This window comes from Sinorhizobium fredii USDA 257 (assembly GCF_000265205.3).
Lineage (GTDB): Bacteria > Pseudomonadota > Alphaproteobacteria > Rhizobiales > Rhizobiaceae > Sinorhizobium > Sinorhizobium fredii_B.
In genome coordinates, this window is the sequence record NC_018000.1 from 6,102,722 (window position 1) to 6,122,678 (window position 19,957).

19 protein-coding genes and 1 pseudogene are annotated in these 19,957 nt (G+C 62.9%); 14 read left to right on the top strand and 6 right to left on the bottom strand.

The window, feature by feature from the left end:
- Positions 1-164 precede the first annotated feature (164 nt).
- Positions 165-704: a protoporphyrinogen oxidase HemJ gene (gene hemJ, locus USDA257_RS28580; protein ID WP_014766474.1), complete on the bottom strand. Its 540-nt coding sequence runs from the start codon at positions 702-704 to the stop codon at positions 165-167.
- Positions 704-1,735: a uroporphyrinogen decarboxylase gene (gene hemE / locus USDA257_RS28585; RefSeq protein ID WP_014766475.1), complete on the bottom strand. Its 1,032-nt coding sequence runs from the start codon at positions 1,733-1,735 to the stop codon at positions 704-706. Before hemE ends, hemJ begins: the two co-directional genes overlap by 1 nt.
- 406 nt (positions 1,736-2,141) lie before the next feature.
- Here hemE and USDA257_RS28590 point away from each other — a divergent pair, with 406 nt between their 5' ends.
- From USDA257_RS28590 to dnaQ, 5 genes are all read left to right on the top strand, one after another.
- Entirely contained in the window at positions 2,142-2,963 is an 822-nt protein-coding gene (locus tag USDA257_RS28590) for a pyruvate, water dikinase regulatory protein (RefSeq protein WP_014766476.1), read from the top strand.
- 140 nt (positions 2,964-3,103) lie between these two features.
- Positions 3,104-3,703: a Maf-like protein gene (locus USDA257_RS28595; RefSeq protein ID WP_014766477.1), complete on the top strand. Its 600-nt coding sequence runs from the start codon at positions 3,104-3,106 to the stop codon at positions 3,701-3,703.
- Entirely contained in the window at positions 3,696-4,556 is an 861-nt protein-coding gene (locus USDA257_RS28600; RefSeq protein WP_014766478.1) for a shikimate dehydrogenase, read from the top strand. The genes USDA257_RS28595 and USDA257_RS28600 overlap by 8 nt, the downstream gene beginning before the upstream one ends.
- The gene (coaE, locus tag USDA257_RS28605) at positions 4,553-5,143 is read left to right on the top strand and encodes a dephospho-CoA kinase (protein ID WP_014766479.1); all 591 of its coding nucleotides are present in this window, start codon (positions 4,553-4,555) and stop codon (positions 5,141-5,143) included. Before USDA257_RS28600 ends, coaE begins: the two co-directional genes overlap by 4 nt.
- A 99-nt stretch (positions 5,144-5,242) precedes the next feature.
- Entirely contained in the window at positions 5,243-5,941 is a 699-nt protein-coding gene (gene dnaQ / locus USDA257_RS28610) for a DNA polymerase III subunit epsilon (RefSeq protein ID WP_014766480.1), read from the top strand.
- 99 nt (positions 5,942-6,040) lie between these two features.
- Here dnaQ and secB read toward each other — a convergent pair whose 3' ends face one another.
- Together secB and USDA257_RS28620 are read right to left on the bottom strand one after the other, a co-directional pair.
- A complete protein-coding gene (secB, locus tag USDA257_RS28615) occupies positions 6,041-6,547 on the bottom strand; it encodes a protein-export chaperone SecB (RefSeq protein ID WP_041414797.1) in 507 nt (168 codons plus the stop codon).
- Positions 6,548-6,686: 139 nt separating this feature from the next.
- A complete protein-coding gene (locus tag USDA257_RS28620; protein WP_014766482.1) occupies positions 6,687-7,196 on the bottom strand; it encodes an FxsA family protein in 510 nt (169 codons plus the stop codon).
- 134 nt (positions 7,197-7,330) lie between these two features.
- On the opposite strand from USDA257_RS28620, the pseudogene USDA257_RS28625 reads away from it, so the two are divergent.
- The 5 genes and pseudogenes from USDA257_RS28625 (at position 7,331) to gyrB (ending at position 12,651) form a co-directional block, all read left to right on the top strand.
- Positions 7,331-8,031 (top strand): annotated as a pseudogene (locus USDA257_RS28625) (Tim44/TimA family putative adaptor protein).
- A gap of 15 nt (positions 8,032-8,046) precedes the next feature.
- Positions 8,047-9,153 carry a murein transglycosylase A gene (mltA, locus tag USDA257_RS28630; RefSeq protein ID WP_014766484.1) on the top strand — a complete coding sequence of 369 codons (1,107 nt, stop codon included), beginning with the start codon at positions 8,047-8,049 and terminating at the stop codon, positions 9,151-9,153.
- Positions 9,146-9,706: a Smr/MutS family protein gene (locus USDA257_RS28635; RefSeq protein ID WP_014766485.1), complete on the top strand. Its 561-nt coding sequence runs from the start codon at positions 9,146-9,148 to the stop codon at positions 9,704-9,706. The genes mltA and USDA257_RS28635 overlap by 8 nt, the downstream gene beginning before the upstream one ends.
- On the top strand, positions 9,703-10,080 hold the full coding sequence (locus USDA257_RS28640) for a helix-turn-helix domain-containing protein (RefSeq protein ID WP_014766486.1): 378 nt from the start codon (positions 9,703-9,705) through the stop codon (positions 10,078-10,080). The genes USDA257_RS28635 and USDA257_RS28640 overlap by 4 nt, the downstream gene beginning before the upstream one ends.
- 135 nt (positions 10,081-10,215) lie before the next feature.
- Complete coding sequence (gyrB, locus tag USDA257_RS28645; RefSeq protein ID WP_014766487.1) at positions 10,216-12,651, top strand: DNA topoisomerase (ATP-hydrolyzing) subunit B; 2,436 nt, start codon at positions 10,216-10,218, stop codon at positions 12,649-12,651.
- A gap of 133 nt (positions 12,652-12,784) precedes the next feature.
- Here the strand turns inward: gyrB and USDA257_RS28650 are convergent, their stop codons facing one another.
- Positions 12,785-13,381: a nitroreductase family protein gene (locus tag USDA257_RS28650; protein WP_014766488.1), complete on the bottom strand. Its 597-nt coding sequence runs from the start codon at positions 13,379-13,381 to the stop codon at positions 12,785-12,787.
- Between the two features lie 345 nt (positions 13,382-13,726).
- On the opposite strand from USDA257_RS28650, the gene gabD reads away from it, so the two are divergent.
- A complete protein-coding gene (gene gabD, locus USDA257_RS28655) occupies positions 13,727-15,181 on the top strand; it encodes an NADP-dependent succinate-semialdehyde dehydrogenase (protein WP_014766489.1) in 1,455 nt (484 codons plus the stop codon).
- A gap of 98 nt (positions 15,182-15,279) precedes the next feature.
- Entirely contained in the window at positions 15,280-16,080 is an 801-nt protein-coding gene (gene hpaI / locus USDA257_RS28660; protein ID WP_014766490.1) for a 4-hydroxy-2-oxoheptanedioate aldolase, read from the top strand.
- A gap of 13 nt (positions 16,081-16,093) precedes the next feature.
- Here hpaI and USDA257_RS28665 read toward each other — a convergent pair whose 3' ends face one another.
- Positions 16,094-16,972: a GntR family transcriptional regulator gene (locus USDA257_RS28665; protein ID WP_014766491.1), complete on the bottom strand. Its 879-nt coding sequence runs from the start codon at positions 16,970-16,972 to the stop codon at positions 16,094-16,096.
- Between the two features lie 253 nt (positions 16,973-17,225).
- Here USDA257_RS28665 and USDA257_RS28670 point away from each other — a divergent pair, with 253 nt between their 5' ends.
- The gene (locus USDA257_RS28670) at positions 17,226-18,731 is read left to right on the top strand and encodes a UxaA family hydrolase (protein ID WP_014766492.1); all 1,506 of its coding nucleotides are present in this window, start codon (positions 17,226-17,228) and stop codon (positions 18,729-18,731) included.
- A 144-nt stretch (positions 18,732-18,875) separates the two neighbouring features.
- Positions 18,876-19,895, top strand: coding sequence for an aldo/keto reductase (locus USDA257_RS28675; protein WP_014766493.1), 1,020 nt, complete (start codon positions 18,876-18,878; stop codon positions 19,893-19,895).
- Positions 19,896-19,957: the final 62 nt, after the last annotated feature.

The window sequence follows — 19,957 nt, forward strand, 5'->3', positions numbered from 1 at the left end:
GTGATTTTCGTAAGGGAGCTGCAGAGGGGGAAAAGCGGCAGGCTCTAAACTTCGTCACAGGCCTTGGGATGAAGGAGATGGGCGAAAATAGCGATTCACGTGAAACGCCGCAAGGGGGCGCCGCAAATTAAGCGCCACCTATCACAGCTCTGAATCGATTGAAGTCAAAATGGTTTCACGACGGCGAGGATGACGATGAGGATCATCAACAGGGTCGGCGCCTCGTTCATCAGCCTCCAGTAGCGCGCGCTCTTCCGATTCGCGTCCCGCTGAAAGTCAGCCACCGCCCGGCCGAAATGCACGTGCACGAGCGTCAACAGCACGACGCAGAAGAGCTTCGCGTGAAGCCAGCCGCCACGGAAGCCGTAGACGCTCCAGGCAAGATAGAGGCCGAGGACCCAGGCGATCATCATCGCCGGATTCATGATGACCTTCAGCAGCCGTCGCTCCATCGTCTTGAAGGTCTCGGACTGCACCGAACCGGGCAGCGCATCGGTGTGATAGATGAACAGCCGCGGCAGATAGAGGAGCCCCGCTATCCAAGAAATCACCGCGATGATGTGAAGCGCCTTGATCCAGAGATAGAGATCGCCCGGCCGCCCGACGAAAAGCCCGGCCAGCAGAGCCACGAAGACGGACAGCGCGGCAATCGCCCGAAGCCGCGCCCGCTTTCCGGGAGCGTTATCCGTCTGCCGCTCGATCATCACCCTCTCCCGCGAACACGCGCAACGAGGGCGGCGACGTTCTCCGGGTCGGCCTCAGGCGTGATGCCGTGGCCGAGATTGAAGATCAACGGTCCATTGCCGAGCACGTCGAGAATCCGATCGATGCCGCGCTCCATTGCCGCCCCGCCGGCAACAACCCGCATCGGGTCGAGATTGCCCTGCACCGGACCGTCCTTCTGCAATTCGGCAGCGAATGACAGCGGCACAGCCCAGTCGAGCCCGATCGCGTCGGCGCCGGTCGACCGGCGATAGTCCTTGAGCAACAGGCCGGCTCCCTTGGCAAAGGCGATGATCTTCGCCGAAGGGCGGCGGGCGCGCACGGATGCAACGATCCGCCGCACCGGCTCGACGGCAAAGCGCGCAAACTCATCCTCGCCGAGGACACCCGCCCAGGAATCGAAGATCTGCACCGCATCGGCGCCGGCATCGATCTGCTCGACCAGGTAGTCGGCAGAAACGTCGGCCAGGAAGGCCAAAAGCTGCTCGAAAGCCTTCGGATGGCGGTAGGCGAAAAGGCGTGCGGGTGCCTGGTCAGGTGTGCCGCGACCGGCGATCATGTAGGTCGCAACCGTCCAAGGCGCACCACAGAAACCGAGCAGCGTCGTCTCCGCCGGCAATTCCCGTCGGAGCCGCGAAACGGTTTCGAAGACGGGAGTGAGGTGACTCAAAACGTCATCGGCCTTGAGGCCCGCAATGCCGTCCGCATCGATCGGATCCATCCGTGGCCCGTGGCCCTCCTCGAAACGGACGTTCCGGTGAAGCGCATCGGGAATGACGAGAATATCGGAGAAGAGGATCGCAGCGTCGAAGGCGTAGCGCCGGATCGGCTGCAGCGTCACTTCCACGGCGAGATCCGGCGTATAACAGAGATCGAGGAAGCTCCCGGCTTTCACTCGCGTAGCGCGATATTCCGGCAGATAGCGGCCGGCCTGGCGCATCAGCCAGACGGGTGGAGGTGTGAGGCATTTGCCGTTCAACACCTCTATCACTTTGCGACGTGTCTCTGCCACTCGCCATTTCCCCAATCTAAAAATAAAACCTTATTGAAAAGGTTTCTATTTCTTAGAGTCGGTGGGTATCAAGGATTAAAATCAATCCTCAGTTCTTCCAATCAGCAGGGATCGACGCGCGCATGGTGGGAGAAAGTTCGACCGAATTTCCGACGGATCGGGAAAAGCCGCGAAAACTCAGAAAAGTCAGGATCTTGGCTGCACTCCCGGATTTGCGATTCCTGTGGACAAGGAGTCGATCCGCGTGACAATTTGTCGTCGGCATGAGTCTTGTCCACAACAGCGCCTGGGCGTTTTTCGTCTCGGTACCGAATGTGAATAACGCGGCGGTTTTCCACCTGCCTGAGCGGCGACCGCGATTTTGGCGTCTGGTGTCCCGGCCTATCAACAGCCTCCGGAGAATTGCGTGGAGAACCGAAAAAACTACTTCCACCTGCATCTCGTCTCCGATTCGACCGGCGAGACGCTGATTGCCGCCGGCCGCGCGGCGGCGGCGCAATTCCAGTCCGCGCACGCGCTCGAACACGTCTATCCGCTGATCCGCAACAAGAAGCAGTTGATGCAGGTCCTCGACGCCATCGACGGCGCGCCGGGCATCGTGCTCTATACAATCGTCGACCGGGAGCTTGCCGGTATGATCGACCAGCGCTGCCGCGAGATCGGCGTTCCTTGCGTTTCGGTCCTCGATCCGATCATCGAGCTGTTCCAATCCTATCTTGGTTCGCCGTCGCGTCGGCGTTCGGGCGCACAGCACGTCATGGATGCCGACTATTTCGCCCGGATTGAAGCGCTGAATTTCACCATGGATCACGACGATGGCCAGATGCCGGCCGACTTCAACGCGGCGGACGTCGTGCTCGTCGGGGTGAGCCGGACCTCGAAGACGCCGACGAGCATCTATCTTGCCAATCGCGGCATCAAGACCGCCAACATCCCGATCGTGCCCGGCGTGCCCTTGCCGGACGGGTTGCTCAAGGCGACGAAGCCGCTGGTGGTGGGGCTGATCGCCAGTGCCGACCGACTGTCGCAAGTCCGCCAGCATCGCGTGCTCGGCACGACCCAGAGCTTCCATGGCGAGGACTATACCGACCGGGCAGCGATCGCCGAGGAACTGAAATATGCCCGCACGCTCTGCGCGCGCAACAATTGGCCGCTGATCGACGTGACGCGGCGTTCGATCGAGGAAACGGCCGCGGCAATCGTTGCCCTTCGTCCTCGGCTCAGATAGAGCGAATCGCAGGAACCGGGCGGGGCGCGCACCAGTCGGACGGTCACCGTTCGGTTCCGGTTCATGATGAATCGATCATGATGGTTCGGATCGAACCGGTCCAGCGACCATGGTGATCTCGGGACTGCGGAATTGAGAAGATGAAATCCTCGCTCGTGCTGGCCTCTGCCAGCCCATTTCGACGCGCCCTCCTGGAAAATGCGGGGCTGACATTTGCGGCGCGCGCAGCTCAGCTAGACGAGCGGGCCCTGGAGCGTCCGCTGGAGGAAGCAGGTGCGTCGCCGACCGAAGTTGCGCTGGCGCTCGCCGAAGCAAAGGCGAGGGATGTCTCGCGCCATTTCGATGGAGCACTGGTGATCGGCAGCGACCAGACGATGTCGCTTGGGGCCCGCGTCTATCACAAGCCGAAGGACATGGCGGAAGCCGCCGAGCATCTCTTGTCGCTCGCCGGCGAGACGCACAGCCTGAACAGCGCGATCGTGATCGTCCGCGATGGCGATGTCCTCTGGCGGCACGTCTCGACGGCGCATATGACGGTCAGGCCCTTGGACCGGACCTTTGTCGAACGGCATCTGAAGCGGGTCGGGGAGAAGGCGCTTTCGAGCGTCGGCGCCTATCAGCTCGAAGGCGAGGGGATCCAGCTCTTCGAGAAGATCGACGGCGATTACTTTACCATTTTGGGCCTGCCGATGCTGCCGCTCCTTTCCAAACTGCGCGAATTGGGATCGATCGATGCGTGATTCACGTGAAACATTTGTTAACCATGCCTTCGTCACGGGCTGTCCGATCAGGCATTCGCGCTCGCCGCTGATTCACGGCTATTGGCTGAAGCAGTTCGGAATTGCCGGAAGCTACCGGGCTTACGAAGTGACCCCGGAGGCATTCCCGGATTTCATGCGCCAGTTGCGGGACGGCAGCGCCGGCTTCTGCGGCGGCAATGTCACCATCCCCCACAAGGAGATGGCATATGAGCTTGCCGACCGGCCGGATGAGCTGAGCGCCGAGCTTGGCGCCGCCAACACGCTCTGGCTCGAGGACGGAAAGATCTCAGCGACGAATACGGACGGGCGTGGCTTCGTCGCCAATCTGGACGAGCGCGCCAGCGGCTGGGACCGGAGCTCGACGGCGGTCATCCTCGGCGCCGGCGGCGCCAGTCGCGCCGTGATCCAGGCCGTCCGCGATCGCGGCGTCAAGACGATCCACGTGGTGAACCGCACCGCCGCCAGGGCGCAGGAACTGGCCGACCGGTTCGGCCGCGCCGTTGAGGCTCATCCGGTAGCCGCACTTTCCGAAGTTATGGCCGGCGCCGGCCTGTTCGTGAACACGACGTCGCTCGGCATGGACGGCGAGCCGGTGCCATCAATCGATTTCTCGCCCTTGGCAAGCGGCGCCGTGGTCACCGATATCGTCTATGTGCCGCTGAAGACACCGCTCCTTTACCAGGCCGAAGCGCAGGGCTTCCGCATCGTCGACGGGCTTGGCATGCTCTTGCATCAGGCAGTGCCCGGATTCGAGAAATGGTTCGGTCAGAGACCGGTTGTCGATGAAACGCTTCGGCAAATCATCATCGAGGATATGGACGTTCACGCATGATCATCGTCGGGCTCACGGGCTCCATCGGCATGGGAAAAACGACAGCGGCTCAGATGTTTCGGGAGCTCGGCGTACCGGCGAGCGACGCGGACGAGGTGGTCCACGACCTCTATCGCGGCGAAGCGGTCGCCCCGGTCGAAGCAGCCTTCCCGGGTGTCGCAAAGGACGGCGTCATCGACCGGGCGGAACTCTCCCGGCAACTGCTTGCGCAACCGGAGCGGCTTGGCGAACTGGAGCGGATCGTCCACCCGCTCGTTCGCGCCAAGGAAATGGAATTCATCGCCCGGCACAAGGCGGCCGGGGCGCCTTTTGTTCTTCTCGATATTCCCCTACTTTTCGAGACCAGGGCCGAAAAGCGGGTGGATCGGGTCGTCGTCGTCAGCTGCGATGCGGAGAGTCAGAGAGAGCGCGTCATGAAGCGCCCGGGCATGACCGCGGAGAAATTCGCGATGATCCTCGCGCGGCAAGTGCCCGACAGCGACAAGCGCGCCAGAGCGGACTATGTGATCGACACAAGCAACAGTTTCGACGTCACCCGCGAGCAGGTTCGGGCCATTGTCGATCGATTGCGCGCGGGCCGGCACTGATCTGGGCCAACCAATGGGCTTCAATTGGCAAAAGAACGACATTAGAATCGCGTGCAAGAGTGGCCGTGATTCGCCGAGCGCCCGCCTTTAGGAAAATCCATGCGTGAGATCATTTTCGATACGGAAACGACTGGCCTCGACAGCCGCGAGGACCGGGTCATCGAGATCGGTGGCGTCGAGCTCGAGAACCAGTTTCCAACTGGGCGGACGATCCATCTCTATATCAATCCCGGCGCCCGCAAGGTCCACCCCGACGCGCTCGCCGTGCACGGCATCACCGACGACTTCCTCAAGGATAAACCGTCCTTTGCCGACGTCGTCGAGGAGATCGTCGATTTCTTCGGCGACGCGCGTTGGGTGGCGCACAACGCCACCTTCGACATCGGCTTCATCAATGCGGAGTTCGATCGCTTGGGACTGTCGCCGATTGCCATCGATCGGGTGACCGACACGTTGTCGCTGGCGCGGCGAAAGCACCCGATGGGTCCGAACTCGCTCGACGCCCTCTGCCGCCGCTATGGCGTCGACAATTCGCATCGCGCCAAGCACGGCGCCCTTCTCGACTCCGAACTACTCGCCGAAGTCTATATCGAGATGATCGGCGGCCGGCAGGCGGCTCTCGGACTCGTCACCAGTGAGATCGGCGGTCTTGCCGTACAGGCGGACGACGGCCCGATCATTGTCATGCAAAGGGAGCGGTTGCTGGCGCCGCGCCTGACGGAGGCAGAAATCGCCGCCCATGCGGCTCTTGTTTCGAAGATCGGCGCCAAGGCGATCTGGGTGAAATACGGCCGCTAGGACATGTCGTCCAAAGGGCGAAGCGGTAGCGCTGGCTCAGCTTGAAAACAAAAACCCGGCGCGAGCCGGGTTTTCCATCACTATCCGAATTGGGATGCGTCAGTTGGTCGTCGTGTTGCTGTTGGCGACCTGAGCACGGACCTTCTCTTCTGCCATGCGCTGAGCGAACATCTGCGCGAAATCGATCGGATCGATCATCAGCGGCGGGAAACCACCGTTGCGGGTCGCGTCGGCGACGATCTGACGGGCAAAGGGGAACAGCAGGCGCGGGCACTCGATGAAGAGCAGCGGCAGCATGTGCTCCTGCGGGAAGCCCGAAACTCGGAAGACGCCGCCGTAGGCGAGTTCGACATTGAACAGCACCTTGTCGCCGTCCTGCGCCTGGGCGTTCAGCGAGAGAACGACGTCGAAATCGTTCTCCGCGAGCGGGTTGGCATTGACGTTGACATTGATGTTGATCGACGGCGCGTGCTCGCGGGCCTGGAGCGAACGCGGTGCGCCGGGGTTCTCGAAGGAGAAGTCCTTGACATACTGGGCCAGGATATTGAGCGACGGGGTCTGCTGGGCGGCGCCGCCGTTGCCGTTGGATGCGGTATCAGTCGTCATAAGAGTTTCCTCGGACTTCGAATTGGTGAGGCCGTCTAGCATTTCGGTCCTGGGCTTACAACCCTCGAAGCCCGGACCGGTTCCCCGGAATGAAGGGCGATTCAAGCCCTCCTCGGCCGGAATCATTATGGCCCCTGATCTAACGAGAAATCCGGTTGCTCGGTGGCGGGGAACCGTCTCCGTCCTCGTCTTTCCTGGAGAACTCGTCCGTATCGAGATCGATGATCGTCGGCCTGTGCGGCGGTCGGTCGTTCCCGCCGCCGCCATAATAGAAGCCGCTTCCCGTCGTCAGGATCGTCAGCCGCGTCTGTAGGAAGGAAGCGATGGCGCGCCTGACCGGGGGCAGGAAGAGGACCAGGCCGGCAATATCGGTGATGAAGCCGGGAACGATCAGCAGGATCGCCGCAATGAAGATGAGCGCACCGCCAAGAAGATCCGGGCCGGGATCCTTTCCTGCCCGCGCCGCTTCCTGTACACGGCGCAAAGTGCCGAGCCCCTGGATGCGGAGAAGCAAGACGCCGGCAACTCCGCTCAACAGGACGAGGAGCAGCGTCATCGCCAAGCCGAGCTCCCGGCCGACGACAACGAAACCGGTAATCTCTGCGATCGGCAGACCGAGAATGACGAGAGGAATGATCACCGAACGCATTGATCGTGCTCGCAAGAAGATGAGTGCAATTGATCAGTCTCCGGTTTATGGGTGCGACATCGCCATTTGAATGGTTTATCCTTGCGGACTATATGGAACACCAAGATAAATTCTAACAGCGGTTCCGGGTGGAAATGGGCTCTTTTGACTTCATCACGTTTTTTTCCTGATCGCAGCTGTGGTCATCTTCTTGCAATTGCGCAGCGTCCTTGGCCGCAGGACAGGAAATGAACGACCGCCTTTCGATCCCTATTCGCCGCGCGAGGCGCAGGGTCCGGAGGCGAGAGACAATGGCAAGGTCGTGCAGCTCCCTCGCCGCGAGAGCACTGCGGAGGACGAGTCGCGCTACGCCGCCATCGATGGCTTTTCGAAGCCCGGTACGCCTTTGAATGCCCAACTGAGGGCGCTCAGCGACGCAGATCCCAGCTTCCAGCCCGCCGAATTCCTCAACGGCGCGAAGATGGCCTACGAGATGATCGTCATGGCTTTCGCCGATGGCGACCGCAAGACACTTAAAGGGCTCCTGTCCCGCGAGGTCTATGAGGGCTTCGAAGCGGCGATCGCCGAACGGGAAAGCAAGGGCGAGGTGGTCAAGTCGACCTTTGTCGGCATCGAAAAGGCCGACCTCGTCCATGCGGAACTCAAGGACAGCGAAGAGAACGTCACGGTCCGCATCATCAGCCAACTCATCTCCGCCACCTACGACAAGCAAGGCAAGCTGATCGACGGTGATGCCGATTCGGTTGCCGAAGTGAACGACCTCTGGACGTTTGCGCGCGATGCCCGATCGCGCGACCCAAACTGGAAGCTGATCGCCACCGAATCGGAAAATTGACCGCAAGGGGCGATAATGGCCTTTGATCTCGAACCGGTCGCCTTCTCGGAATTGCCGGGGTGGCAACAGGATGACCCGACTCCCGTCATCGACGCGCTGCGCCGCTGTCAGCATCAGGTGACGGCGGTCAAGCCGTACAGGACTGGCTCTCTCGGTGTTTCGGTTGCCGATCTGCTGCCCGTCTTCGAGGCGGCCGGGGCGGTTTTTTCAAGCGCGCCGGAAGCGCGGAAGTTCTTCGAAGGTCATTTCGTGCCCTTCCGCATCCGGCCTGCGGACAGAAGGCCAGGCTTCGTCACCGCCTTTTACGAACCAGAGGTTGAGGTTCGCGCCATCGCCGACGAGGCATTCCGCTTTCCCTTCTACCGGCGCCCCGCCGACCTCGTTGATATCGACGATACGAACCGGCCGGAAGGCATGGATCCCTATTTCGCCTTCGGCCGGCTGCGTGACGGCAGGATTGAGGAGTATCCCGATCGCCGGACGATCGAGGAGGGCCTGCTCCTGGGCCAAGGCTTGGAGATCGCCTACGCCCGCTCGAAAGTCGATGTCTTTTTCGTCCATGTCCAAGGTGCGGCCCGGCTCGTTTATCCGGATGGATCGCGCCGCCGCATCACCTATGCGGCGAAGACCGGGCATCGCTTTTCCGCCATCGGCAAGCTCTTGATCGAGCGCGGCGAAATCGACGCGGCGACCGTTTCGATGACGAGCATCCGCGGCTGGCTCGTGGCCCATCCGGAAGAGGTTGACGAGGTCCTCTGGCACAATCGCTCCTTCATCTTCTTCCGCGAAGCACCCGTCGGAGATGAAAAGCTCGGACCGGTGGCCGCGGCCAAGGTGCCACTCGAGCCGGGACGGTCGCTTGCGGTCGACCGCCTGATCCACACTTTTGGGGTTCCTTTCTATATTGCCAGCGAAACCCTTACCCATCTCGATGGCGGCCGTCCCTTCGGACGGCTGATGCTTGCGCTCGATACGGGTTCGGCGATTGTCGGGCCGGCGCGCGGGGATATCTTCACGGGATCGGGCGAGATGGCCGGCGCGCTTGCCGGCTCCGTGCGCAACGATGCCGATTTCTACATCCTTGTGCCGCGCGCGGCTGCCGCCCGATATCGCCATGGCTAGGGACAAGAAGCTATCGCCGGACGACCGCATCCTTTGGGGAAAGGTCGTGCGCTCGATCAAGCCGATGCCGGGGCGTTTGCAGGACCTCGAGGACCTGCTCGGGGAAATCGAGGAGCCGTCAACGCCACCTCCGCAGCAACCGAATTCCGGCGCGTCCGCGTCCGAAACGCCGGAACAGGGGATTGCGCTCAGCGGCAAGGCCGAGCACCGCCATCATCCGTTCGAGAGGCCGGTTAAGCGGAAGCTTTCCAAGGGCCGGCTCGCGCTCGAGGCGCGGATCGACCTGCACGGAATGATCCAGAGTGAGGCGCATGGCTTCCTTCTGCAGTTCCTGCTGAAAGCGCACGAGCGGGGTTTGCGCCATGTGCTTGTCATCACCGGCAAGGGAACGTCGCTCGGCAGCGACGGAGCGTTGAAGCGCGCCGTGCCGCTCTGGTTCGCGCTGCCGGAGTTTCGCCCGCTGATCTCGTCCTACGAGCCGGCGGCGCGAAACCATGGGGGCGAGGGGGCGCTCTATGTCCGCCTGGCGCGCAGCAGGGGACATGCATCGTGACGCCTTTCGGTGAGGCCATGCGCGAGCTGCGCCGCCGCAAAGGCGTCTCGCAGAAGGAGATGGCGGCGGTGATCGGCGTTTCGCCGGCCTATCTGTCGGCCCTCGAACACGGCAAGCGCGGCGCACCGAGCTTCGATTTCCTGCAGCGCGTCGCCGGCTATTTCAATGTGATCTGGGACGAGGCCGATGAACTCTTCCGGGTCGCGCGGCTTTCCGACCCGCGAGTGGTCCTCGACACATCGGGCCTGCCGCCCGGCCACACGGCCTTTGCAAACCGTCTGAGCGAGCGGATTCGCGGCCTGTCGGGCGAAGCGATCGAGGCGATGGAAGATATTTTGGAAAAAGCCACATTTCCTGATAATGACAGGGGATGAAGCCTCGCCCTGGCCGTGCTCCTGTGGCCCGGGGTTTGGAACCCGTGGACAAATTTCCTATAGTCCGCGAGGCGTCCGCGCTGTGATTCGCAACGAATCGCCGCGTCCGAAGAACCTGGAAAGACCTGAAGCCGAATGACCGATATCTCTGAGACCGAAGCCGGCGCGATTGCCGAATATGGTGCCGATTCCATCAAGGTGCTGAAGGGCCTCGATGCCGTGCGCAAGCGCCCGGGCATGTATATCGGCGACACCGATGACGGCTCCGGTCTGCACCACATGGTCTATGAGGTCGTCGACAATGCGATCGACGAGGCGCTGGCGGGCCACGCCGACATCGTCACCGTCACGCTCAATCCGGACGGTTCGGTCACCGTGACCGACAACGGTCGCGGCATTCCGACGGATATCCACCGGGAAGAGGGCGTCTCGGCGGCCGAAGTCATCATGACGCAGCTCCACGCCGGCGGCAAATTCGACCAGAACTCCTACAAGGTTTCCGGCGGCCTGCACGGCGTCGGCGTTTCGGTCGTCAACGCGCTCTCCGTCGCCCTGAAGCTCAAGATCCGCCGCGCCGGCAAGATTCACGAGATGAGTTTCACCCACGGCGTCGCCGACGGGCCGCTGGCGATCACCGGAGACGCCGGCAGCGAGACCGGCACCGAAGTCACCTTCCTGCCGAGCGAGCTGACCTTCTCGAAGACCGAATTCGACTATGCGACGCTCGAACACCGGCTGCGCGAGCTCGCCTTCCTGAATTCCGGTGTCCGGATCGTGCTCACTGACAAGCGCCATTCCGACATCCGCCGCGACGAGATGATGTATGACGGCGGGCTCGAGGCCTTCGTCGCCTATCTTGACCGGGCGAAGAAGCCGCTCGTCCACAAGCCGGTGTCGATCCGCAGCGAGAAGGACGGGATCACCGTCGAGGTGGCGATGTGGTGGAACGACAGCTACCACGAGAACGTGCTCTGCTTCACCAACAACATCCCGCAGCGCGACGGCGGCACCCATATGGCGGGCTTCCGCGGGGCGCTCACCCGCCAGATCACCTCCTATGCCGATACGTCCGGCATCACCAAGAAGGAAAAAGTGTCGCTGACCGGCGATGATTGCCGGGAGGGCCTGACGGCGGTTCTGTCGGTCAAGGTGCCGGATCCGAAGTTTTCCTCGCAGACAAAGGACAAGCTGGTATCGTCCGAAGTCAGACCCGTTGTCGAAAGCCTCGTCAACGAGGCGCTCAGCGTCTGGCTCGAGGAAAATCCCTCCGAGGCGAAGATCCTCGTCGGCAAGGTCGTCGAAGCGGCCGCTGCCCGCGAGGCGGCCCGCAAGGCTCGCGAACTGACGCGCCGCAAGGGCGCGCTCGACATCTCGTCGCTGCCGGGCAAGCTCGCCGACTGCTCCGAGCGCGATCCAGCGAAGTCGGAGGTGTTCCTGGTGGAGGGCGACTCGGCAGGCGGCTCAGCCAAGCAGGGCCGTTCGCGCGAGAACCAGGCGATCCTGCCGCTGCGCGGCAAGATCCTGAACGTCGAGCGCGCCCGCTTCGACAAGATGCTGTCGAGCCAGGAAATCGGCACGCTGATCACCGCGCTCGGCACCTCGATCGGCAAGGACGAGTTCAATGCCGACAAGCTGCGCTACCACAAGATCATCATCATGACGGACGCCGACGTCGACGGCGCCCACATCCGCACGCTGCTGCTCACCTTCTTCTTCCGGCAGATGCCGGAGCTGATCGAGCGGGGCCACCTTTATATCGCCCAGCCGCCGCTCTACAAGGTGACGCGCGGCAAGTCCGCCCAGTACCTGAAGGACGAAAAGGCGCTCGAGGATTATCTGGTCACCATGGGCCTCGAGGAGGCATCGCTGACACTCGGCTCCGGCGAGGTCCGGGCCGGGCAGGATCTCCGCGAGGTCATCAACGACGCCTTGCGCCTGCGCTCGCTGATGGAGGGGCTGCATTCGCGCTACAACCGGGCAATCGTCGAGCAGGCGGCCATTGCCGGTGCGCTCAATACGGAACTCAACAGCCACCAGGACGACTACCAGAAGGTCGCGGTCGAAGTGGCGCGCCGTCTCGATGTCATTGCCGAAGAGACCGAACGCGGCTGGGTCGGATCGGTGACGGCCGAGGGCGGTCTGAGGCTTGAGCGCATGGTGCGCGGCGTCAAGGAAGTGGCGGTGCTCGACATGGCGCTGATCGGCTCCTCCGATGCCCGCCACATCGATCAGCTGACGGGGAAACTCAAGGAAGTTTATTCGGAGCCGCCGGTGCTCAGGCGCCGCGATGGCACGCAGGAGATCAGCGGGCCGCGTGCCCTTCTGGACGCGATCTTTGCCGCCGGCCGCAAGGGCCTGACCATGCAGCGCTACAAGGGTCTTGGCGAGATGAACGCCGAGCAATTGTGGGAAACCACGCTCGATCCGAACGTCCGCTCGCTGCTGCAGGTCAGGGTTGCCGACGCCACCGACGCGGATGGCCTGTTCTCGCGGCTGATGGGCGACGAGGTCGAGCCGCGCCGCGACTTCATCCAGGAAAATGCGCTGAGCGTCGCCAACCTGGACATCTGACGAAGCGATCGATTCGGAAAGAAGCGCTTCGGTGCGTTGAAAACAAAAGCGTGGGGCGTCTTCGCTCCCACGCTTTTTCTTTTGTGCGCTGGGCACAGACCATGCAAACGCCGCCCGATTCCAGCTCCAGGCGTCAATCGCCCCTGAATCGACCCTCGAAGACGAATTCGCCGATCGCCTTGCGCTGGCTCGGCCTTTCCCTTTCGCGCAGATACTCCGGAAGGGTGGAGGGATCGGCGATCCTGCCGATCGCCACGGCCGCCTCGACCCGGTAGTGCTCCGGGACGCCGAGCACGTGCATTGCCTTGTCTCGGTCAATCCCCGCCATGGCATGGGCATGCCATCCGGCAAGCTGCGTCTGCAGCGCCAGTGCAAACCAGGCAGCACCCGTATCGAAGGCGTGGGTATAGGCGGGTCTCAGCTCGCCGCTCGATGTCAACCTGTGGGTCTTCGACAGAATGATGACGAGCGCCGAAGCGTTCTTCGCCCAACGCTGGTTGCCTTCGTCGAGCGTCTCCAGCAGCGACGCAAAGTACTCTGTGCCGCGCCGGGCATAGACGAAGCGCCAAGGCTGCATGTTGCTCGCCGAAGGCGCCCAGCGCGCCGCTTCGAAGAGCGCCAGCAGGTCCGTTTCGCTGATTTCTTCGCCGGTGAAGGCGCGGGGCGACCACCGCTCGAGGAAGATCGAGTGGATCGGGTGGTCGGCTTTTCTGTGGTTGATTTCTGTCACGAACGAGCATCCTTGTCCTGCATGGGAATTCCTTGGGAGGCCCTTCGACTTGCAGATGAAGCGTCCGCGAGGAGCCGGATTCGCCGCGACGCTATAGAAGATGCAGGCGCTTTGAAACGCGCTCTCCGAAAAATGATCGGAGTTGGATCTTGCACCGCAAGGACCCTTCGAAAGGTTGGAACGAAGCGAGACGGCAGCCGTTCTGATTTGGGGTTCCCCCGGGAGCGGCGCTGCGGAGGCTTGCCTTTTGTTTGAGGGGAAAAGCAGAAAGGGTGTCCCGACCGATTGTCGAAACCGAAAAAAGTTGTATAAGTTCTGTAAAGTTTTCCGAGGGAAGGACCAGCCATGAACATGAAGGACCCGTCGCTGTTTCGCCAGGCCGCGCTCGTCGGCGACAACTGGATCGAAGCGGACCCGCAGAATGCGATCGAGGTGAACAACCCGGCGACCGGCGAGATCATCGGTCTTGTGCCGAAGCTCGGTGCCGCCGAGACCAGGGCCGCGATCGAGATCGCCGCGCGGGTGCAGAAGGAATGGGCGGCGCGAACCGCTAAGGAGCGCGCGGCAATCCTGCGCCGCTGGTTCGAGCTGATGATCGAGAACAAGGACGATCTAGGCCGGATATTGACTATCGAGCAGGGCAAGCCGCTTGCCGAAGCGACCGGCGAGATCGTCTATGGCGCGAGCTTCATCGAATGGTTCGCCGAAGAGGGGCGGCGCGTCTATGGCGACCTCGTGCCCGGCCACCAGAAGGACAAGCGCATCCTGGTGATGAAGCAGCCGATCGGCGTGGTCGCTGCCATCACACCCTGGAACTTCCCGAATGCGATGATCACCCGCAAGGCCGGCCCCGCCTTTGCCGCCGGCTGCGCCATGGTGCTGAAACCGGCCGCGCAGACGCCGTTCTCGGCGATCGCCATCGCCGTGCTCGCCGAGCGGGCCGGCATGCCGAAGGGCCTGTTCAGCGTCATAACCGGCTCGGCCCGCGAGATCGGCGCCGAGATGACCTCCAACCCGACCGTGCGCAAGCTGACCTTCACCGGCTCGACCGAGGTCGGCGCCGAGCTCTACCGCCAGAGCGCCGCGACGATCAAGAAGCTCGGCCTCGAACTCGGCGGCAACGCGCCTTTCATCGTCTTCGACGACGCGGATCTCGATGCTGCGGTCGAGGGCGCCCTGATCGCCAAGTTCCGCAACAACGGTCAGACCTGCGTCTGCGCCAACCGCCTCTATGTCCAAGACGGCGTCTACGAAGCCTTCTCGGCGAAGCTGGCTCAAGCGGTCGCCAAGCTCAAGACCGGCAACGGGATGGAAGAGGGCGTCATTCTCGGGCCGCTGATCGACAAGCCGGCGCTTGAGAAGGTCGAGGAGCATGTCGCCGACGCGCTCGCCAAGGGCGCCCGCGTCATCCAGGGCGGCCAGCGCCACGCGCTCGGCGGCAGCTTCTATGAGGCGACGGTGCTGGCGGACGTCACCCAGGCGATGGCGGTGGCGCGCGAGGAAACCTTCGGTCCGGTGGCGCCGCTCTTCCGCTTCAAGGACGAGGCGGACGTCATCCGCCAGGCGAACGACACCGAATTCGGCCTGGCCTCCTATTTCTATGCCAAGGATCTGGCGCGCGTCTTCCGCGTCGCGGAGGCGCTGGAGTACGGCATGGTCGGCGTCAATACCGGTCTGATCTCGACGGCGGAAGCGCCCTTCGGTGGCGTCAAGCTCTCCGGCCTCGGCCGCGAGGGCTCGAAATACGGCATCGAGGAGTTCATGGAAATCAAATATGTCTGCCTCGGCGGTATCGCCTGAGTAGGCAAGGTCTTTCACGCAAACAAACCGGCCGGAAAGTTCTGGCCGGTTTTTTTGTTTGCCGCTAAGACATTGGTCTTCGTCACAGGAGAGCGATCATGCCGGCCCCCAAAAACTCCTTCAAAGCGGCAATCCGCGAAGGTCGTTTCCAGCTCGGCCTGTGGGTGGCGCTTGCCAGCCCCTATGCCGCCGAAGTAGTGGGCGGCAGCGGCTATGACTGGCTGCTGATCGACGGCGAACATGCGCCGAACGACCTGCCGTTGCTTGCCGCGCAATATCGCGCCATCGCCGGCCGCGGCAGTCATCCGATCGTGCGCCTGCCGGTCGGCGACACCGCCCTCATCAAGCAGATCCTTGATACGGGTGTTCAGACCCTGCTCATCCCGATGGTCGACACTGTCGAACAGGCGCGGCAGCTGGTCCGCGCCGTCCGCTACCCGCCGCACGGCATTCGCGGCGTCGGCGCCGCCCTCGGGCGCGCTACGAATTTCGGACGGGTCAAGGATTATCTGCAGAACGCCAATGACGAGATCTGCCTGATCCTGCAGATCGAGAGCCGGGCAGGCTTGGCCGCCATCGATGAGATTGCCGCACTGGACGGTGTCGACGGCCTGTTCATCGGCCCATCGGACCTAGCCGCCGACATGGGCCATCTCGGCAATCCGGCCCACCCGGAGGTCCGGGCCGCGATTATCGACGGCTTTGCGCGCATCGAGAAGGCCGGCAAGGCGCGCGGCATTCTGACCCTCGATCCGGTACAGGCGCGCGACTACCGCGATCTCGGTGCCGACTTCCTGGCGATCGGCACCGACGTGACCTTGCTCGTCAGTGCCACGGAGCGATTGCGCCGCGAATTTCTCGGAGAGGTTGATCCGGTGAGAGCCGAATCCGGCTACTGATCGGGACGAGCTGCTAAGGAATCGACTGCAGCAGGGTCTCCCGCGCCGACTTAAGGTGACGGCGGCAGGCCTGCTCCGCCTGCTTCGGGTCGCGCGACTGAAGAGCCGCGATATAGGCGAGATGCTCTTCCAGCGCCCGGGCGTTGCGCTCGCGCGCATTCGCCTTGTTCCACTGGTAATGGTAGTGGAAGACGATCGCGATAACGTCGTAGAAATCGACGATGAAACGGTTGCTCGACGATTTGTGCACAAGCAGGTGAAATCGCTCGTCGAGCTCGGAGAATTCCCTGTAGCGGTTGTCGATGTCGGCAAGGATTTCGCGATGCAGCGCTTCGATCTGCTTCAGTTCGGCCCAAGCGGGGTCATTCTCGGGTAGGGTCACGAAGCGAGACGCCGAGCGAAGCTCGAACATCTCCCTGACTTCCGTCAGCTCGAGCGCGAATTCGCGGGTAAATCCCTTGAGCACCCAATGGCTGTTCGGCCGCTTCTCGATCAGGCCGAAGCGACTGAAGCGGATCAGGAATTCGCGCACACTCGTGGTGCCGGTGCCGATCTCGCGCGCCAGCTCGAGCTCGTTGATCTGCATGCCGGGCTCCGCGCCGCCCGCCAGAATCCGGCGCATGAAGCTGCGTTCGATTCTCTCGGCGAGCGAATCGGTTTCCTCGGTGGGGAAATAGTCCGACGCCTCTGGACGCCTGAGCACGATCTTGCGGCGCTTGTCCCAGCTGATGAGCTTGACCTCCTCGCAACGCGACAGGATGGCACGCACCGTCGTGCGGCTGACGCCGAGCGCCTGTCCGAGCTCCGGTTCCGAGGGCAACGCGGATGTTTCCGAAAGCAGCGTGAGGCAGCGGTTGAAGGCATCCTTGAAGACTGTGTTTTGCTTCGCCATGAATTGATCCGGCCTATTGACGTTTCCTGGGGTCTAGCCCGGCAGCGCCGGTTTGTCTTGAGGGTCGCTCGCAGAATTTGTCGAGACCGTCCTGCTTCCTGCCTCTCCCATGCCGTCATCGGCTGAGAGCATCGGAATCCCAGTTGCGACGGCAGCCATAATACCCATTGACGAAGATCTGTCTATTGTAGATAAAAGACAAATCAGAGAACACGGGCCCATCCCGTGAAAACAGTTCTGGGAGAGCCTGAGATTGTCCGCACCGACTTCGATCCTTCTTTCGCCGGAAGATAATGTCGCTGTCACTACGGTGGCGATCGAGCCCGGCGAAACATTGCCCGGCGGGCAGAAGGCAACGGCGCGGATCGAAGCCGGCCACAAGGCGGCAATCCGGCCGATCCCGGCCGGTGAGCCCGTCGTCAAATATGCCCAGGCGATCGGCCGCGCCACCCGCGACATCGCCGCCGGCGAGCATGTGCACTCCCACAATCTTGCCTTTGATCAGGACCGGCTGGCGATCGGTGCGCCGGTGCCGCCGGAAGCGGCGAGCGAAGCCGACAAGGCGCGCACCTTCCTCGGCTACCGGCGGGCCGACGGCCGTGCGGCGACCCGCAACTATATCGGCATCATCGCCAGCGTGAACTGTTCCACCACCGTCTGTCGCGCCATTGCCGAGGAGGCCAACCGCCGCATCCTGCCCCGGTACGAAGGCATCGACGGCTTCGTGCCGATCGTCCACGACCAAGGCTGCGGCATGTCGTCCTCCGGCGACGGGATGAAGAACCTGCACCGGACGCTTGCCGGCTATGCCCGTCATGCCAATTTCGGCGGCGCACTGATGGTCGGGCTCGGCTGCGAGGTCAACCAGCTGACGCTCTACGGCCAGGGCGGCTCCGGCGCGGAAAAGCGGCATTTCAACATCCAGGAGGCCGGCGGCTCGCGCCGCTCGGTCGAGCGCGCCCTTGGCGTTCTCGAGGAAATCGCCAAGGAAGTGGCGACGGCGCGCCGCGTGCCGATTCCGGTGAGCGAGATCATCGTCGGGCTGCAATGCGGCGGCTCGGACGGCCTTTCCGGCGTGACGGCAAACCCGGCGCTCGGCGCCGCAGTCGATATTCTCGCCGGTGCCGGCGGCACCGCGATCCTCTCCGAGACCTCGGAGATCTATGGGGCCGAGCATCTCCTGCGCAGCCGTGCCGTCAACGAGGCGGTGGCGGTGAAGCTCGACGGGCTGATCTCCTGGTGGGAAAACTACGTCGAGATGCATGGCGCCTCGCTCGACAACAATCCTTCGCCGGGCAACAAGCGCGGCGGCCTGACGACGATCCTCGAAAAGTCGCTCGGTGCGGTTGCCAAGGGCGGCCGTTCGCCGTTGGCCGCCGTCTACAGCTACGCCGAACGCGTGACCGAGCACGGCCTAGTCTTCATGGACACGCCCGGCTACGACCCGGTGTCGGCAACCGGCCAGGTGGCAGGCGGAGCCAATGTCATTGCCTTTACGACCGGCCGCGGCAGTTGCTTCGGCTGTCGGCCGGCGCCGTCGATCAAGCTGACCAGCAACACGGCGCTCTACCGGGCAATGGAAGAGGACATGGATATCGATTGCGGGGTGATCGCCTCCGGCGAGGCGACGATTGCCGGGCTCGGCCGCCAGATCTTCGATCTGATCATCGACACGGCTTCGGGCAGCAAGACGAAGAGCGAACTTTTCGGTTACGGCGACAACGAATTCGTCCCCTGGCATCTGGGGGCGACATTGTAGGAGGCAGGTGACTACCCCTCATCCGCCTGCCGGCACCTTCTCCCCGCCCTGCGGGGAGGGCTAAGGGTGAGGGCAAAGGGCCGGGTGAGGAGCTGCCCCGCTCTTGAATTGAGAATGGGCATCCTTGGAGGGAGGAGACAAGGAATGCAGACGAGAAAGATCGGCCGTACGGATCTCGAGGTGACCGAATACAGTTTCGGGACCGCAGGGCTCGGCGGCCTCTATCGCGAATGCACGCGCGAGGCGGCGCTGGCGACGCTCGACGCCGCTTGGAATTCAGGCATCCGCTATTTCGACACGGCGCCCTATTACGGTCTCGGTCTTGCCGAGCGCCGGGTCGGCGATTTCCTGCGCGGCAAGCCGCGCGACAGCTACGTGCTCTCGACCAAGGTCGGCCGCCTGCTTCACCCGGTCCCGGAAGACAAGGTCCCCGACTATTCCTACGTCAAGGCGCTGAATTTCGACGTCACCTATGATTACGGGTATGACGCGATCATGCGGTCGGTGGAGTTCAGCTATGCCCGTCTCGGACTTAACCGCATCGATATTCTCTATGTCCACGATATAGGCGGCTACACCCACGGGACGGCGAAGAACGCCGTCTATCTCCGGCAACTGCTCGATTCCGGCTTGAAGGCGCTGGAGGAGCTGAAGGCGGGCGGCGCCATTTCGGCCTATGGCCTGGGTGTCAACGAAGTCCCCGTCTGCCTCGACGTGATGCGCCAGGCGGATATCGACTGCATCCTGCTTGCCGGCCGTTACACGCTTCTCGATCGATCGGCGGTCGCGGAACTCATCCCGCTCTGCGAGAAGAAGCAGACCTCGCTCGTCGTCGGTGGCGTCTTCAATTCTGGCATCCTCGCCACCGGCCCGGTGCAAGGGGCGCATTTCGACTACATGCCGGCGACGGAAGAGATCCGTGCGAAGGTGGCGGCGATGGAGCGGATTGCCAGCGAGCGCGGCTTGCCGCTTGCGGCGCCCGCCCTTCAGTTTCCGTTGGCCAATCCTCAGGTCGCCTCGGTCCTGCTCGGCACCGCCAAGCCCTCAAGCCTCGAGCGCAACATGGAGCTGACCCGAAGGAAGATAGCGCCGGAAGATTTCGCCGTCTTCGAGCCTCACACGCTCGTAGCCCCAGCGCTCGGAGCGGAGGCTGTGAGGGTCTGATTGTCTCGCCGGCTGCCGAGAGCGGCGGCGATCCTTTTTGCGTCCTGGAGGAACGCAATGAA